The organism is Streptomyces sp. NPDC051180 (genome assembly GCF_040689545.1).
Taxonomy (GTDB): Bacteria; Actinomycetota; Actinomycetes; order Streptomycetales; family Streptomycetaceae; genus Streptomyces.
In genome coordinates, this window is record NZ_JBFBBC010000002.1 from 111,320 (window position 1) to 126,562 (window position 15,243).

Consider the following 15,243-nt stretch of genomic DNA (forward strand, 5'->3'; position numbering starts at 1 on the left):
CTGGAGCCGCCCCGATGACCACCCCCCGCCCCGCCGCCCGCAGCTCGGCCATCGGGGACACCCACCCGTCCCTGCGCGAGCGCGTGTACGTGGAGCTGCGCGAGCGGATCATCGAGGCGGAGTACCCGGCGGGGATGCGGCTGGTGGAACGCGAGATCGCCGAGGAGCTGCGGGTCTCCCGCGTGCCGGTGCGCGAGGCCATGCAGCGACTGGAGTCGGAGGGCTTCCTCTCGGTGCAGCCGCGCCGGGGCTCGGTGGTGGCGGACTTCGGCCCGCGCGACGCCGAGTACCTCTTCGACGTGCGGGAGAACCTGGAGGGCCTCGCCGCCCGGCTCGCCGCACGGCACGCCACCCCGGTGCAACTGCGCGACCTGGAGCGGCTCCTGGCCCGCGCCCGGAAGGCGGCGGAGGCCGGCCGCCTGCGCGAGGCGGTCTCCCTCAACGCCGACTTCCACCGGCGGATCGTCGAACTCTCCGGCAACCCGCTCCTGGTGGACCTGATGGCCCCGCTCGACTCCCGCCTGCGCCGCCTCTTCCGGCTCACCTCGGCCCAGTCGGACGGCGAGCCGATGTGCGGGGCGCACGAGCGGCTCTACGCGGCGGTCCGCGACCGCGACGAGGACGGTGCGGAGGCGCTCGCCCGGGCCCACGTGGCGGACACCCGCGCCTCGACGCAGCGGCTGCTGTCCGCGCTCGGGGGGACCGACGAGGTCTGAACGAACCCTCGCGGGGCGTCGGTTAGGGTGCGCGGATGTCACACACGCGTACGTACGGCGCCTACCGGACGAGCGGCCTGTGGGCCGCGGCGGGGATCTCGTTCGGCGTGGTGGTGATCGGCTCGGGCCTGGCACTGCTGTCCATGCTGGAGTACGACGAGCAGTGCATGCACGGGCTGACCCGAGGCCCCGGCGCCCTGCTGCGGACGCGGTACGAGGCGTTCCCGCCGGCCACCGTCTGCGAGTTCGAGGGCGGCGACGTCTCCTCCCTGGACTCCTGGGTCGTCCTCGGACCGCTCCTCACGCTCGCCTTGGCCGCCCTGCTCACCTGCCTGTTCACCGCCCTGGTCGCCGAGTGGTTCGAACCGCGCCCCGGCGCCCCGTGGGTCCGGTCGACGACCCGGGCCCGGAAACTGAACCGGACCGCGTCGGCCCTCTTCGTGACCGGCTCGGCCTTCCCGCTGCTGTACGCCCTGGCGGGCTGGAAGCTGCTCGCGGGCCCGTCCTCGGCGTGTTCCGCCGGCGGCGGCTGGGGCAGCCATCCGCCCAGGACACTGGAGGTCTCCTTCCTCCCGCCGCAGGCCACCTGCCAGTACACCAGCGGCATGACGTCACCGCTCAACCCCGCGTGGCTGGCCTCCCTCACGGCCTGGTCCGCCGTCCCCCTGATGCTCGCCTCGGTCGGCTTCGCCCTCGCCTGGCGCCGCCGCCGCGCCGAGCGCCGCTCGACGGCCGCGCAGGCGCAGGACGCCGCCTAGAGCCTCCCGCCCAGGGTCCGCAGCGCCGTCCGGACGGCGGTCAGGTCGGCGTCCGAGGCCAGGCCGGCGTGGTAGAGCCGGAGTTCGGTCGCGCCCGCGGTCCGGGCCCGTACGGCGTCGTCGGCGAGACGCTCCGGGGCGCCGCCCATGCCGCCGACGACGGAGAGGTTGGCGGCGAGGACGGCGCCGGGACGGGCGTGGGCCGCGAAGTCGGCGATCCTCGGCGGCCGGGCGACCACGCCGTCGGCGAGGCCCAGGACGTGCGCCGGGTCGGTGCCCGCGTCGGCGCCGCAGCGGTACGGGTCGGGGTCGGCGTGCAGCAGGACCCGGAAGCCGGGCGGGGCGGCGGCCCGTACGGCGGCGACCGCGGCCTCCTGGAAGGTACGGGCGGTCCCGGCGCGCCAGGCCAGGACGGGGGCCTCCAGGGCGCCGAGGCCGCCCGCCGGGCCCGCGCCGGCCCAGACGGGTGCCAGGGCCCCGCGCACGGCGGCGGCCAGCTCGTCCGGGTCGGCGCCGCCGTTCCCGTAGCCCTGTCGGCAGGCCGGGCAGAAGCAGAGCGACATCAGGTACTGCTCGCGCTCGCCGAGCGCGACCCCGCCGGTCTTGTCGTGGGCGTGCAGGTGCGCGAGGCCGTACCAGCCGCAGGACTCCAGTTCGGTGCCGGCCGCGCCGGGCCGTACGGCGGCCTCGGCGGCCAGGCCGACGAGGAGGGCGCGGACGTCGGGCCGGGCGATGCAGGGCGCCCAGGGGTAGCGGTCGCCGTAGGCGTTGACGACGGAGGTCTCCGGATGCTCCGCCCCGAGGCGGGAGTTGTGGGCGAGGACGACCCAGCTGTGCACCTCGATGCCGGTGCCGGCGAGGGCGTCGGCGGCCCGCCCGTAGGCGTCGCCGGGGGCCCACTCCCCCGCCGGGTACGGGCGGAGCGCGCGGCCGGCCCATCGGTCGGGGTCGGGCGGGTAGAGGACGGCGGCGTGCTCGGCGGTGACGATCCGGTGCGCCGGGTGACGGGGGCTCAGCGCCCGGGTGGAGTGGTAGGCGGCGGCGAGGGTGACCTGGGCGAGCCCGAGGCCGGCGAGGAGTCCGGGCGCGGCGGGGTCGCCGTCGACGTCCCAGGGGTAGACGAACGCGCCCGCCCTCACGCGCCGGCCTCCTTGAGGAGGGCCCGGCCGCGCTCGACGAGCAGGGCGAGCTCCCGCAGGTGCGCGGGGGCGGGCTCGCTGAGCGGCGGCCGCACCTCGCCGACGTCCAGACCGCCCATCCGCACGGCCGCCTTGACGAGCGAGACGGCGTATCCGCGCCCCTGGTCGCGGAGTTCGACGAGGGGCCGGAAGAAGCCGTCGACGAGCAGGTCGACGGTGGCGTCGTCGCCGGCGGCGAGGGCCCGGTGGAAGGCGAGGGCGAGGTCGGGGGCGAAGCAGAACACGGCGGAGGAGTAGAGGGTGACGCCGATGGACCGGTAGGCGGCGCCGGTGAGTTCGGCGGTCGGCAGGCCGTTGAAGTACAGCAGGTCGAGGCCCTCGGCGCGGACGGCGCTGACGATCCGCTGCATGAGGCCGAGGTCGCCGTGGCCGTCCTTGAGGCCGATGACGCCGTCGGTGCGGGCGAGGGCGACGGCGGTGGCCGGGGTGAGGATCGCGTTGTCCCGCTGGTAGACGATCACGTCGAGCGAGGTGGCGGCGGCGAGCCGGGTGTAGTGGCGGAGCAGCCCGTCCTGGTCGGGGACGACGAGGTACGGGGGCATGGCGAGGAGGCCGTCGGCGCCCGCCTCCTCGGCGAGGCGGGCGTACGCGACGGCCAGCGCGGTGCCGTAGCCGGTGCCCGCGACGACGGGGACGCGGCCGGCGGTCTCCTCGACGGCGGCGGCGACGCAGTCCCGGAACTCCTCGGGGGTGAGGGCGTGGAACTCGCCGGTGCCGCAGCAGGCGAACACGGCCGCGGCGCCCGCGTCGACGCCGGCCCGGACGTGGGCGCGGAAGACGTCGAGGTCGACGGAGCCGTCCGGCGCGAAGGCGGTGACGGGGAAGAAGAGCAGGCCGTCGAGCCGGCCGGCGAGCGGGGCAGTGGACACGGGCGCTCCCAGGGAAGTCCGTCGTACACGATCTCTGTGCACGGTTATGACTGTCATCCATATTCTTGAACAGTGCCGTCAGGCACGCTAGATCAGCCAGGAAGACCGGTCAAGAAGGGAACGCCGCGGATCACCGACTCTTGACGCTCCGTCGGACGGCTCCCTAGCGTGTCCATGGTTGTGAACGACACGCATCCGCATGCCACTCGACGGAGGAGACCCGCTCCATGTCCGCACCCCGCACCGTCCTGCTCACCGGCGCCGCCGGGGGCGTCGGCACGCTGATGCGGGAGCTGCTGCCCCCGTACGGCTACGCGCTCCGCCTCCTCGACGTCGTCCCCGTTCCCGGGGAGCCGGAGGCGATCGTCGCCGACCTCGCGGACCGCGCCGCGGTGCGCGAGGCGGTCCGCGGCGTGGACGCGATCGTGCACCTGGCGGGCATCTCCCTGGAGGCGGACTTCGAGAAGATCATGGCCGCCAACATCGCCGGGACCCACCACCTCTACGAGGCCGCCCGCGAAGAGGGCGTCCGGCGGGTGGTGTTCGCCTCCAGCAACCACGCCGTCGGCTTCACCCGGCGCCCGCGCGAGGGCGAGCCGCCGGTCCCCGTCGGCACCCCGCACCGCCCCGACACCTTCTACGGCCTCTCCAAGTGCTTCGGCGAGGACCTGGCGCAGCTCTACTGGGACCTGCACGGGGTCGAGTCGGTCTCCGTCCGCATCGGCTCCTGCTTCCCCGAGCCCACCTCCGTGCGGATGCTGTCGATGTGGCTGAGCCCCGCCGACTGCGCCCGGCTGCTGCACGCCGCGCTCACCGCCCGGGACGTGGCCCACACCGTGGTGTACGGCTCCTCGGCGAACACGCGCGCGTGGTGGGACCTCGGCACCGCGCGGGCACTCGGCTTCGATCCGCAGGACGACTCGGAGGCGTACGCGGAGAAGCTGGTCGCGGAGAAGGGCCTCCCGGCCGAGGGCAGCGCCGACGACCTCTACCTCGGCGGCCACTTCTGCGTGGACCCGCCCCGGTGGCCGCACTGAGCGGCGGGCGGCCGGGGGCGTGTCCACCGGGCGCGTACCTCGGGGACGGGGGTACGCAGGACCCGGCCGGACTGATACGGGGGAGCCGGCCGGGGCCCGGGTCACGGCGCGCGCTGGCTGACCGGACCTGTCCACCGTAGGCCGGGGCGAAGATCGTCGCGAGCCGCGGAACGCGGCAGCTGTCCGGAATGCGCGACGAATGAATGCGCGGTGGTGCGCCCCCGGCGCACAGGGGGCGCGTGTTTTGCTCCCGCCCAGCTCGGAGCAGGGGTACGGCCCGGAATCCGCAGCGGAACCGGCCCCGTACGGCAGCGTTCGCGAGCCATCGGCCGACACGTTGCGCGCCCCCCGGTCAGCGGCCCCGCAGCGTGCGCGAGGGCGTCTCGCCGAACTTCTCCCGGTAGCGCGCGGCGAACCGCCCCTGGTGGCCGAAGCCCCAGCGCCAGGCCACCTCGCTCACACCGGTCTCGTCCGGGTCGGCCGCCCTCAGCTCCTCGCGGACCCGGTCGAGACGGACCTCGCGGACGTACGCCATCGGCGACATCCCGACGTACTCCCGGAAGGACTCCTGCAGGCGCCGCACGCTCACCCGGGACAGGGCCGCGAGCTCCGTGGTGGTGAACGGGTGCTCCGGACGCTCCCGCACCGCGTCCATCGCCCGCTTGACCGGGGCCGGGCGGAGCGGCTCCCCCGGGTGGGCGAGCGCCTCGCGCCAGGGGTGGTCCGCGGCCAGCAGCAGCCCGTTCAGGAGCGCCTCCTGCAGGGGCCGCGCGACCAGCTCGTGCCGGGCGAGACCCTCCCCGGCCAGCGCCTCGTAGGCGACCTGCCGGGCGAAGCGCACCCAGCTGAGCCCGGGGCCGCGGCTGATGTCCAGCCGGGGTGCGAAGGCGAGCGGCCCGTTCGGGCTCCGGCCGATCAGCCGCTCCAGGCGGTCGGCCAGCTCGGCCGCCCCGACCTTCACCGACAGGGTCCGGCAGTCACCGCTCCACCGGTCCAGGAACGTGTCCCCGGCCGGGTCGAGCAGCAGGGCCTCCGCGGGCGTCGCGACGACCGTGGGACCACCGCCCTGCCGCATCTCCATCGTCCCGCTCAGCGGCGCGTTCAGGTGGTACGCGCCCAGCTCCCCGAAGCTCATCCGCACGTCGGCGCCGCAGCTCAGGTCACCGATGACCAGCGGCCCGAGCGCCACCGTGTCGAAGCGGGCCGCGAAGGGCCGCCCCTCCCCCTCGACCACGTCCATCCGGTTGGCGTAGTACCGCGCGTCGAGCTCCTCGCGCGCCTCGTCGACGTCCCCCGTCCGGAACGAGCTCCCGCCCACCGCGCCCCCGCCCCCCACAGTCCCCATGAACCGAAAGAATATTCATATGACGGATCTGACCGGGAACGGCAGGATGCCCGGCATGCCACGACCTCATGGATTCACCTACGAGCGACGCCCGGACGGGTCCGTCGTCCTCACCCACCAGGGACGCGCCGCGGGCGTGCTGCGCGGCGGCCGCGCCGAGAAGTTCCTGGCCGAGGTGGAGACGGGCGACGCCCAGCTCGTCATGGCCCGGTGGACCGGCTCGTACCGCTTCGGCAACGAGCGGCAGGCCAGGAACCATCCGCGTAACCAGGGTGGCCGAACCGGGCGCGGGTAAGGGAACGGCAAAGGGGGCCGGATCGTTAGCCCTGGCATGACCGCAATGACCCCCGGCTCGAACATCCCTCTCACCGCCGCGCGCGTGGCGGTGGACGTCGCCGCCCCGGTGCGGCTCGACGTCTCGGGCCTGCTGCTCGGCGCCGACGGCAAGGTCCGCTCGGACGACGACTTCATCTTCTACAACCAGCCGGCCGGGCCCGGTGTCACCTACCGCTCCGGCGGCGGGACCGCGCCCGACGCCATCCTGGTGGACACCTCCGCCCTCCCGGCCGGCATCGAGCGGATCGTCGTCACGGCGAGCCCCGACGCCGCGGGCCAGACCTTCCAGGGCATCGAGCCCACCGCGACCCTGCGCAACGCGGACGACGGCAGCGTGCTGGCCACGTTCACGCCGCCGCGGCTGGCCACCGAGACGGCGCTCGTGGTCGTCGAGATCTACCTGCGCAACGGCGCCTGGAAGGCCCGCGCCGTCGGCCAGGGCTACGCGAACGGGCTGGCCGGCATCGCGACCGACTTCGGCGTCTCCGTGGACGACGAGCCGGCCGCCGCCCCGGCCCCGGCCGCCGTCGCCCCGCCGGTCGCCCCGCCGGTCGCCCCGCCTGCCGCCGCTCCGGTGGACCCGCGGATCGCCGCCCCGCCGGCGCCCCCCGCTCCCCCGGCCGCCGCCCCCGCCGCCACGGGCAAGATCAACCTGGACAAGGGCCGCGTCAGCCTCCAGAAGAACCAGACGGTGTCCCTGGTCAAGGGCGGCCGCCCGCTGCTCTCCCAGGTCAAGATGGGCCTGGGCTGGGAGCCGGCCTACCGGGGCAAGGACATCGACCTGGACGCCTCCGTCATCGCGTACGGCCCGCAGCGCAACCACCTGGACAGCTGCTACTTCGGCAAGCTGTCCATCCTGAACGGCTCGATCAAGCACTCCGGCGACAACCTCACCGGCGAGGGCGCGGGCGACGACGAGGTGATCGTCGTCGACCTCGGCCGCCTCCCGGCCGACGCCACCGGCCTGGTCTTCACGGTCAACTCCTTCTCCGGCCAGAAGTTCACCGAGGTGGCCAAGGCGTACTGCCGGCTCATCGACGCGGCGACGGGCGAGGAACTGGTCCGCTTCGACCTCACCACCGCCGAGCCGCAGACCGGCGTGATGATGGCCAAGCTGATCAAGCAGTTCTCCGGCGAGTGGGAGATGACGGCGATGGGCGAGTTCGTGAAGTCCCGCACCGTCCGCGGCATGGTGAAGCCGGCCGCCCAGTCGCTCTGAGCGGCCGGCCCCGGGGCTCGGCGTCTAGAACAGGGCGCTGTAGGCGTTGAGGGCGGGCTGGCCGCCGAGGTGGGCGTAGAGCACGGTCGAGTCCCGGCCGATCTCCCCGCGGTCCACCAGGTCGACCAGTCCCGCCATCGACTTCCCCTCGTAGACGGGGTCCGTGACCATGCCCTCGGTGCGGGCGGCGAGCCGCATCGCGTCGAGGGTGGCCTCGTCCGGAATGCCGTACACCCCGCCGTGGTAGCGCTCGTCCAGCTCGACGTCGTCCGCCGTGACCTCGCGCTCGACGCCGATGAGGGCGGCGGTGTCCCGGGCGATCCGGGTGATCTGCTCGTGCGTCGGGACGGGCTTCGCGGAGGCGTCGACGCCGATGATCCGGCGGGCCGCCCCGCCCTCCTCGGCGAGCGCGGCGAAGCCCGCGACCATGCCGGCCTGGGTGGAGCCGGTCACCGAGCAGACGACCACCGTGTCGAAGAAGACGCCGAGCGCGCGCTCCTGTTCGGCCACCTCGTACGCCCAGTTCGCGAAGCCGAGGCCGCCGAGCGGGTGGTCGGAAGCGCCCGCCGGGATCGCGTACGGCTTCCCGCCGCCCTCCTCCACCTCCCGGAGGGCCTGCTCCCAGCTCTCCTTGAAGCCGATGCCGAAGCCCGCCCGGACCAGGCGGACGTCGGCGCCGGCGAGGCGGCTGATGAGGATGTTGCCGACCTTGTCGTAGACGGGGTCGGGCCAGTCGACCCAGCTCTCCTGCACGAGGACGCACTTCAGGCCCGCCCGGGCGGCGACGGCGGCGACCTGACGGGTGTGGTTGGACTGGACGCCGCCGATGGAGACGAGGGTGTCGCAGCCCTGCGCGAGGGCGTCGGCCACCAGGTACTCCAGTTTGCGGGTCTTGTTCCCGCCGTACGCCACCCCGGAGTTGCAGTCCTCGCGCTTCGCCCAGAGCGTCGCGCCGCCCAGGTGGTGGGTGAGCCGTTCGAGGGGGTGGACCGGGGACGGCCCGAAGAGCAGCGGATAGCGTTCGAAGTCGGTGATCGGCATGGCGGCTCCCGGTGGGTGGCGGCGGCTGGGGCGACGGTCCCGGGACACCCCTCAGGGGCGCCCGGGAAGTACGGGAGGCGCGGCGGGCGCGGGCGGTTCGGCCGGTGCCGGGATGCCGGTGACCTCGGCCACCTCGATGGCGTCGTCCGCGAGCTGTTCGAGCGCCGCCCATATCTCGGTGGTGACCCGCACCGCCTCCTCGGCGTCCCCGGCGGCGCAGGCGTCGATGAGCCGGGCGTGCAGCTCGGCCGACCCGCAGCTTCCGGAGTCGCCGAAGAGCCGCCGCTCGACGCGGCGGATCAGCGGGGTGTACCGGGCGATGGTGGCGGCGGCGGCGTGGTTGCCGCTGGCGACGACGAGGACCTGGTGCAGCTCGTCGTCGGCGCTCAGGGCGGCCTCGACGTCGGAGGCGCGCACGGCGGCCGCGAAGCGCTCGTTGGCCTCGCTCATGGCCCGGATGCCCTCGGGGCCCAGCAGGGGGACGCCGGTCCTGGCGGCGAGCTCGTGCATCACCCGGACCACCGAGGCGGCGTCCCGGACGACCCGGCTGACCGGCCGGGTGACCCGGGTGTAGCTCTGCGGCTTGGACTCGACGAGCCCCTCGTCGCCCAGCCGGGCCAGGGCCTCGCGCACGGGTGCGCGCGAGAGCCCGAGCCGTTCGGCGAGATCGGCGTCCTTGAGCGCGGCGCCGGGGGCGAGGTCGCCGCGCACGATGGCCTCGCGCAGCGCCTCGTACGCCCGGTCGCGCAGCAGGGTCCGGCCCACGGGCCGCAGTGCGTCCATGGACTGACATGTTAGATGTCAGTCAGAGCGCTGACCAGGGATCAGTTTCGGCCTCAGCGGCGGGGCTGACGGCGCCACGGACCGGTGATCGCCACCATGATGCCCGGGTCCTGGATGTTGGCGAACAGCGTGTCGCCGTCGGGGGAGAAGGTCACGCCGGTGAACTCGCTGCCGTTGAGGTCGTTGCGGGCGATCGGGTAGGTGCGGCCGGAGTCGGTGGCACCGAAGAGGTGCTGGACACCCTCGCCGTCCTCGGCGATGACCAGCCCGCCGTACGGCGAGACCGTGATGTTGTCGGGACCGTCGAAGGCGCCGTCCTCGTCGGGGGCGGCGTTCACGCCGAGCAGCACCTTGAGGGTGAGGGTGCGGCGCTTGGGGTCGTAGAACCACACCTGGCCGTCGTGCGCGGCGCCCGGGCTCTCCTCGCGCGCGTAGGAGGAGACGACGTAGGTGCCGCCGTCGGCCCACCACATGCCCTCCAGCTTGCGGGCGCGGGTGACCTGGCCGTCCGCGAACTGCTTGCGGACGGAGGTGGTGCGGGCGTCGCGGTCGGGGACGTCGACCCAGTCGACGCCGTAGACGGTGCCGATCCGGGTGGCGCGGGAGAGGTCGTCCACGAACCGGCCCGCGGAGTCCGTGCACTTGAACGCCTGGAGCACGCCGGCGTCGTCGGCGAGGGTGCGGAGCCTGCCGCGGCCGTGCTCGAAGCCCGCCGGCGGCGTCCAGCGGAAGAGCAGGCCGTTGGGGTTGGACGCGTCCTCGGTGAGGTAGGCGTGGCCCCGCTTGGGGTCGACGACGACGGCCTCGTGGTCGTAGCGGCCGAATGCCTTGACCGGCTTCGGATCGCGGTTGGCGCGGCGGTCGCGCGGGTCGACCTCGAAGACGTAGCCGTGGTCCTTGGTCATGCCGTTGACGCCGGCGCGGTCGGAGTTCTCCTCGCCGGTCAGCCAGGTGCCCCAGGCGGTGCGGCCGCCGGCGCAGTTGGTGGAGGTGCCGGCGATGCCGACCCACTCGGCGACGGTGCCGTCGCGGTGCACCTCGACGACCGTGCAGCCGCCGGCGGCGGCGGGGTCGTAGACCAGGCCCTCGGTGAGCGGGACGGGGTGCTCCCACTTGGCGCGGGGGCCCTTCAGCTCGTGGTTGTTGACCAGGTAGGTGGTGCCGCGCGGGCCGGCGAAGGCGGCGGTGCCGTCGTGGTTGGACGGCGTGAACTCGCCGCTCTCCAGGCGGGTCACGCCGCTGTGGGTGACGACGCGGTACGAGAAGCCGGCCGGCAGGGCGAGCATCCCCGCGGGGTCGGAGACGAGCGGTCCGTAGCCGAGACCGCGGCCGTGGCCGTGGTCATGCCCGTGGCCGTGGCCGTGGCCGGCACCGAGCGCGGCCGGCTCGTCGGAGGCCAGCGCCTCGGGCGCGGTGGCGAGGGCCCCGACGACACCGGTGAGGGCGAGGCCCGCGCCGGCGGACTGCTTGGTGAACTCTCTGCGGTTGAGGGGCATGTGTGGCGTTCTCCCTGTGATGGCCGAATCTCGCTGGCCACCCTTGCGCGCCTCCGCGAACACCGGCTGAACGCCACGGGAACACCGCCCGCGCCCCGCACGGCCGGGACCCGGCGGGCGACGGCCGTCCCGTCGCCCGGCGGGCCCGGGGGTCAGGAGCCCGAGCGCGAGCGGGCCTTGAACGCGGCCTTGCGGGCGTCCTTCGCCGCCGCCTTGTCGCGGTGCAGCCGGCCCATCGCCTCCAGGACCTCCGCCGTCGCCGGGTGCTCCACCCGCCAGGCCGTCTCGAAGAAGCCGCTGTGGCGGCCGGTCAGCCCCTCGATCAGCTCCTGGAGCTCCTCCAGGTCGCCGTCGGCGTCGAGCTGGGCGGCGATGGTGTCCACGGCAAGCCAGAAGATCATCGCCTCCGAGGGCGCGGGCACGTCCGTCGCTCCCCGCTCGGCGAGCCAGACCCGGGCCAGACCGCCGAGTTCGGGGTCGTCGAGGACCTCGCGCACGGCCGGCTCCGCCTCGGCGCCCACCAGCGAGAGCGTCTGCTGGCAGTGGAGGCGGCGGAGCGGCGAGCCGGCGTCGGTGCCCCGCGCGGCGGCCAGCAGCTCACGGGCGGCGGTGAGGGCGTCACGGCCGTCGAGCCACGCGGCGGTCTCCTCGCGCGCCGCGGCCTCCGGGTAGCCGGTGATCCCGTCCAGGAGCGCGTCGGCGCCCTTCTCGGCCAGATCGCCGACGGCGGGCGCGTCCACGCCGGCCTCCAGCATGCGGGCCCGGACGCCGTAGAGGCCGAGCGGGGTGAGCCGGACCATGCCGTACCGGGAGACGTCCTCGTCGTCGACCGGCGGCGCGGGCTCCTCGCCCTCCTCGGCCATCAGGGCCTCGTCAACGGGCCGGTAGGCGACGAGGCCGATCGGTTCGAGGAGCCGGAACTGCTCGTCGAGCCGCATCATGGCGTCCGAGACCTGCTCCAGGACGTCGTCGGTGGGCTCGCCCATGTCGTCGGGGACGATCATCGACGCGGCGAGCGCGGGCAGCGGCACGGGGCCCTCGCCGGCTCCGCCCTCGCTGACGGTCAGCAGGTAGAGGTTGCCGAGGACGCCCTCCAGGAAGTCGGCCTCGACCTCGGGGTCCCAGTCGAGCGCCTCGAAGTCGATCTCGCCGTCGTCGCCGACGATCGCGTCCAGGTCGTCGAGGACGGGGGCGACCGCGTCGGCGAAGACGGCGTCGAAGCCGTCCAGCCAGATCGCGAGCACGTCCTGCGGCGAACCGCCCGTGACCAGCGCCAGGTTCTCGCCGGGCCCGGCGCTGCCGGGGGTCACGGCCTCCTCGTCCTCCGTGCCGTCCTCGACGTCCACCAGGCCGGTGTCGACGGCGAGCCGCCAGGCGTCGCCGGCCAGGATCTCGCCGTCCTCCACGTCGTCGAGGCCCAGCAGCGCCACGGCCTCGGGGAGTTGCTCGTCGACGAGCTCGCCGCCGGCGTCGACCCGGGTGTCGGGGCCGGCCCAGCGGGCGAGCCGTACCGCGTGGGCGAGGAGGGGGGCGGCCAGGGCGTCCCGCGCCAGCTCCGCGTCCGCACGGAGCCGAACGGGGGGAAGGGTGGGGTGCTCCGCTGACATCTGGGGGGTCTCCTCGACGCGTGCGTGGGTGATGGTGAAGGGCTCAAAGAGCGGTCCTCAGCGTAGACGCATCCGGGGGCCCGTCCGGCGGTTCACCGATCCGTCAGCCTTCGTACACCCGTCGACTCTTGACAAGTCCACTGCTCTCACAAGAGATTGACGCGCGTAGATTCTTCTGCCGATCGTCCAAGCACCCTCGGAGTCCTCTGATGTCTTCCTCCATACCGAGATCCGCCGCGGTCTCCGCCGTCGTCGCGGCCGCCCTCGCCGCCGGTCTGCTGGCGAGCTCGTCCAGCGCCGCGGCGGAGGACGCCGCGGGCGTCCGCATCCACGACATCCAGGGCACGACCCGCGTCTCCCCCCTCGTCGGCCGGCAGGTCACCGGCGTCACGGGCATCGTCACCGGCGTCCGCACCTACGGCTCGCGCGGCTTCTGGATCCAGGACCCCGAGGCCGACGCGAACCCGGCCACCAGCGAGGGCGTGTTCGTCTTCACGAGCTCCGTCCCGACCGTCGCCGTCGGCGACGCGGTCAGCGTGAACGGCACCGTCACCGAGTACGTTCCCGGCGGTCTGACCTCGGGCAACCAGTCGCTGACGCAGATCTCGAAGCCGGTCGTCACGGTCGTCTCGAAGGACAACCCGGTCCCGGCCCCGGTGACGATCTCCGCCTGGTCGGTCCCCGACGCGTACGCCCCCGAGGGCGACCCGGCCGCCGGCGGCTCCGTCAACGGCCTGACGCTGGACCCCGAGACGTACGCCCTGGACTACTACGAGTCCCTGGAGGGCACCAACGTCCGGATCGGCTCCTCGCGCGTGGTCGGCGCCACCGACGCGTACGCGGAGCTGTGGGTGACGGTGAAGCCCTGGGAGAACCCCAACCGGCGCGGCGGCACGGTCTACGGCTCGTACGAGTCCCAGAACACCGGCCGGCTCCAGATCCAGTCGCTGACCCCGCTCGCCCAGCAGCCCTTCCCCAAGGCGAACGTCGGCGACCGGCTGACCGGCGCCACCGAGGGCCCGCTCGACTTCAACCAGTTCGGCGGCTACACGCTGACCGCCCGCACCCTGGGCACGGTCGTCGACCGCGGCCTGGAGCGCGAGACCACGGACAAGCAGCACAAGAACGAGCTGGCCGTGGCGACGTACAACGTCGAGAACCTCGACCCGAGCGACCCGCAGGAGAAGTTCGACGCGCTCGCGAAGGCGGTCGTCGAGAACCTCGCCTCGCCCGACATCGTCGCCCTGGAGGAGATCCAGGACAACAACGGCGCCAAGAACGACGGCACGGTCGCCGCCGACCAGACGGTGAAGAAGTTCACCGACGCGATCGTCGCGGCCGGCGGCCCGGCGTACGACTGGCGCTCGATCGACCCCGAGAACGGCAAGGACGGCGGCGAGCCCGGCGGCAATATCCGTCAGGTCTTCCTCTTCAACCCCGAGCGGGTCTCCTTCACCGACCGCGCCGGCGGCGACGCCACCACCGCCACCGCCGTCACGGGGACCAAGGGCCGCGCCGCGCTGACCCTCTCCCCCGGCCGCATCGACCCGGCCAACGCCGCCTGGGAGAGCAGCCGCAAGCCGCTCGCGGGCGAGTTCGTCTTCCGCGGCCGCACGGTCTTCGTGATCGCCAACCACTTCGGTTCCAAGGGCGGCGACGAGTCCATCGTCTCGCACCACCAGCCGCCGGCCCGCTCCTCCGAGGCGAAGCGACTCCTCCAGGCGCAGGCGGTCAACGCCTTCGTCAAGGACATCGTCAAGGTGGAGAAGCAGGCCGACGTCCTCGTCGTCGGTGACATCAACGACTTCGAGTTCTCCGGCACGACGCAGGCGCTGACCGACGGCGGCGCGCTGTTCCCGGCCGTGAAGTCGCTGCCGTGCAGCGAGCGTTACTCGTACGTCTACCAGGGCAACAGCCAGGTCCTCGACCAGATCCTGACCAGCCCGGGCGTGCACCACTTCGAGTACGACAGCGTGCACATCAACGCCGAGTTCGCCGACCAGGACAGCGACCACGACCCGCAGGTCCTGCGCTTCCGCCCGTAGGGGGAGGCCCGGTCACACGCCCGCGCTCAGAGTGAGCGCGGGCGTGTACCGCCGCACCCGGCCGCCCGTGAGCCCCGGGTGGTGGTGCACCCGCTGCCACGCCTCGCCCTGCCGGCCGTCGTCGGCCAGCCACTCCTCGTGGGCCCGCTCGCTCTCCCACTCGGCGTAGTTCAGGACCCGGCCGCCGTCGACGGACAGATGGAACCGGCCGCTGATCCCGCCGGACACCCGCCCGGCCGCCGTGTCCTCGTCGAGGGCGGCGAAGACGGCGTCCACCCACGCCTCCCGGCGTCCCTCCCCTGGGCCGTCGAAGTCGGCCTCGACGACCACGACGACCCCGGGCAGCTCCCCGGCGCCCGTCCCGCCGCGGACCGCGGAACGGTGGACCGGCGCGTACCGGCGGAGCTCCACCCGCTCGATGCCGGGGACGGCCGCGTCGATCTCGGCGTTCCGGTCGTCGCGGTAGGCGCGCACGAAGTCGTCGTAGGCGCTCTGCCCGGTCCACTGCGAGTAGTGCAGGAGCGTGTCCCCGTCGGTCCCGATGTGGACGCTGTACGAGAGCAGCCCCAGGTCGGGCCACTCCCTGCGCTCCCAGGCCGTGCGGATGGCCTCGACGGCGGCCCGCTGCCGCTCGGGGGTGCCGACCCGCCAGGTGCTGACGAGGACGGCTCCCACTCCGGGGCGGTGGAGGTCGGGGCGGGCGTCGGGGTGTGCGACGGCGTTCATGCGGGACTCCTTCGACCGTGATCGGCTCGGACCCCTCCACCGTCACACCTCGACCTTGGTCGAGGT

The 15,243-nt window shown here is 74.0% G+C and carries 14 protein-coding genes; 6 read left to right on the plus strand and 8 right to left on the minus strand.

Annotated features, from left to right (window positions below; translation table 11 throughout):
- Positions 1-14: 14 nt before the first annotated feature.
- Both AB0424_RS03945 and AB0424_RS03950 read left to right on the plus strand, forming a co-directional pair.
- Entirely contained in the window at positions 15-716 is a 702-nt protein-coding gene (locus tag AB0424_RS03945; RefSeq protein ID WP_366302029.1) for a GntR family transcriptional regulator, read from the plus strand.
- A gap of 35 nt (positions 717-751) precedes the next feature.
- Positions 752-1,474 (plus strand): hypothetical protein, encoded by a 723-nt coding sequence (locus AB0424_RS03950; RefSeq protein ID WP_366302031.1) that lies wholly within the window; start codon positions 752-754, stop codon positions 1,472-1,474.
- On the opposite strand, the gene AB0424_RS03955 is transcribed toward AB0424_RS03950, so the two are convergent.
- Positions 1,471-2,613, minus strand: a complete 1,143-nt coding sequence (locus AB0424_RS03955; protein WP_366302032.1) for a hypothetical protein — start codon at positions 2,611-2,613, stop codon at positions 1,471-1,473. The genes AB0424_RS03950 and AB0424_RS03955 overlap by 4 nt on opposite strands.
- Entirely contained in the window at positions 2,610-3,542 is a 933-nt protein-coding gene (locus AB0424_RS03960) for a 5-dehydro-4-deoxyglucarate dehydratase (RefSeq protein WP_366302034.1), read from the minus strand. Before AB0424_RS03960 ends, AB0424_RS03955 begins: the two co-directional genes overlap by 4 nt.
- Positions 3,543-3,769: 227 nt before the next feature.
- Between AB0424_RS03960 and AB0424_RS03965 the strand changes: the two genes are divergently transcribed.
- Entirely contained in the window at positions 3,770-4,579 is an 810-nt protein-coding gene (locus AB0424_RS03965) for an NAD(P)-dependent oxidoreductase (protein WP_366302036.1), read from the plus strand.
- A gap of 352 nt (positions 4,580-4,931) precedes the next feature.
- On the opposite strand, the gene AB0424_RS03970 is transcribed toward AB0424_RS03965, so the two are convergent.
- Complete coding sequence (locus tag AB0424_RS03970; RefSeq protein ID WP_366302038.1) at positions 4,932-5,924, minus strand: AraC family transcriptional regulator; 993 nt, start codon at positions 5,922-5,924, stop codon at positions 4,932-4,934.
- A 55-nt stretch (positions 5,925-5,979) separates the two neighbouring features.
- Between AB0424_RS03970 and AB0424_RS03975 the strand changes: the two genes are divergently transcribed.
- Positions 5,980-6,219, plus strand: coding sequence for a hypothetical protein (locus AB0424_RS03975; RefSeq protein WP_366302663.1), 240 nt, complete (start codon positions 5,980-5,982; stop codon positions 6,217-6,219).
- Between the two features lie 36 nt (positions 6,220-6,255).
- Entirely contained in the window at positions 6,256-7,479 is a 1,224-nt protein-coding gene (locus AB0424_RS03980) for a TerD family protein (RefSeq protein ID WP_366302040.1), read from the plus strand.
- Between the two features lie 24 nt (positions 7,480-7,503).
- Here AB0424_RS03980 and AB0424_RS03985 read toward each other — a convergent pair whose 3' ends face one another.
- The 4 genes from AB0424_RS03985 to AB0424_RS04000 form a co-directional block, all read right to left on the minus strand.
- Entirely contained in the window at positions 7,504-8,520 is a 1,017-nt protein-coding gene (locus AB0424_RS03985; RefSeq protein WP_366302042.1) for a 1-aminocyclopropane-1-carboxylate deaminase, read from the minus strand.
- 51 nt (positions 8,521-8,571) lie between these two features.
- Positions 8,572-9,303, minus strand: coding sequence for a GntR family transcriptional regulator (locus tag AB0424_RS03990; RefSeq protein ID WP_366302043.1), 732 nt, complete (start codon positions 9,301-9,303; stop codon positions 8,572-8,574).
- Between the two features lie 53 nt (positions 9,304-9,356).
- On the minus strand, positions 9,357-10,799 hold the full coding sequence (locus AB0424_RS03995; RefSeq protein ID WP_366302045.1) for an alkaline phosphatase PhoX: 1,443 nt from the start codon (positions 10,797-10,799) through the stop codon (positions 9,357-9,359).
- 152 nt (positions 10,800-10,951) lie between these two features.
- Positions 10,952-12,406 carry a hypothetical protein gene (locus AB0424_RS04000; RefSeq protein ID WP_366302047.1) on the minus strand — a complete coding sequence of 485 codons (1,455 nt, stop codon included), beginning with the start codon at positions 12,404-12,406 and terminating at the stop codon, positions 10,952-10,954.
- A gap of 209 nt (positions 12,407-12,615) precedes the next feature.
- Here AB0424_RS04000 and AB0424_RS04005 point away from each other — a divergent pair, with 209 nt between their 5' ends.
- A complete protein-coding gene (locus AB0424_RS04005; protein WP_366302049.1) occupies positions 12,616-14,451 on the plus strand; it encodes an endonuclease/exonuclease/phosphatase family protein in 1,836 nt (611 codons plus the stop codon).
- Positions 14,452-14,463: 12 nt separating this feature from the next.
- Here the strand turns inward: AB0424_RS04005 and AB0424_RS04010 are convergent, their stop codons facing one another.
- Positions 14,464-15,177 (minus strand): antibiotic biosynthesis monooxygenase, encoded by a 714-nt coding sequence (locus tag AB0424_RS04010; RefSeq protein WP_366302051.1) that lies wholly within the window; start codon positions 15,175-15,177, stop codon positions 14,464-14,466.
- Between the last annotated feature and the right edge of the window lie 66 nt (positions 15,178-15,243).

Bases quoted from the DNA above. Each gene is read 5' to 3' on its own strand.
- AB0424_RS04010 (WP_366302051.1), bottom strand. From the start codon at position 15,177: ATGAACGCCGTCGCACACCCCGACGCCCGCCCCGACCTCCACCGCCCC.
- AB0424_RS04000 (WP_366302047.1), bottom strand. From the start codon at position 12,406: ATGTCAGCGGAGCACCCCACCCTTCCCCCCGTTCGGCTCCGTGCGGAC.
- AB0424_RS03975 (WP_366302663.1), top strand. From the start codon at position 5,980: ATGCCACGACCTCATGGATTCACCTACGAGCGACGCCCGGACGGGTCC.
- AB0424_RS03965 (WP_366302036.1), top strand. From the start codon at position 3,770: ATGTCCGCACCCCGCACCGTCCTGCTCACCGGCGCCGCCGGGGGCGTC.
- AB0424_RS03970 (WP_366302038.1), bottom strand. From the start codon at position 5,924: ATGGGGACTGTGGGGGGCGGGGGCGCGGTGGGCGGGAGCTCGTTCCGG.
- AB0424_RS03995 (WP_366302045.1), bottom strand. From the start codon at position 10,799: ATGCCCCTCAACCGCAGAGAGTTCACCAAGCAGTCCGCCGGCGCGGGC.
- AB0424_RS03950 (WP_366302031.1), top strand. From the start codon at position 752: ATGTCACACACGCGTACGTACGGCGCCTACCGGACGAGCGGCCTGTGG.
- AB0424_RS03990 (WP_366302043.1), bottom strand. From the start codon at position 9,303: ATGGACGCACTGCGGCCCGTGGGCCGGACCCTGCTGCGCGACCGGGCG.
- AB0424_RS04005 (WP_366302049.1), top strand. From the start codon at position 12,616: ATGTCTTCCTCCATACCGAGATCCGCCGCGGTCTCCGCCGTCGTCGCG.
- AB0424_RS03945 (WP_366302029.1), top strand. From the start codon at position 15: ATGACCACCCCCCGCCCCGCCGCCCGCAGCTCGGCCATCGGGGACACC.
- AB0424_RS03985 (WP_366302042.1), bottom strand. From the start codon at position 8,520: ATGCCGATCACCGACTTCGAACGCTATCCGCTGCTCTTCGGGCCGTCC.
- AB0424_RS03980 (WP_366302040.1), top strand. From the start codon at position 6,256: ATGACCGCAATGACCCCCGGCTCGAACATCCCTCTCACCGCCGCGCGC.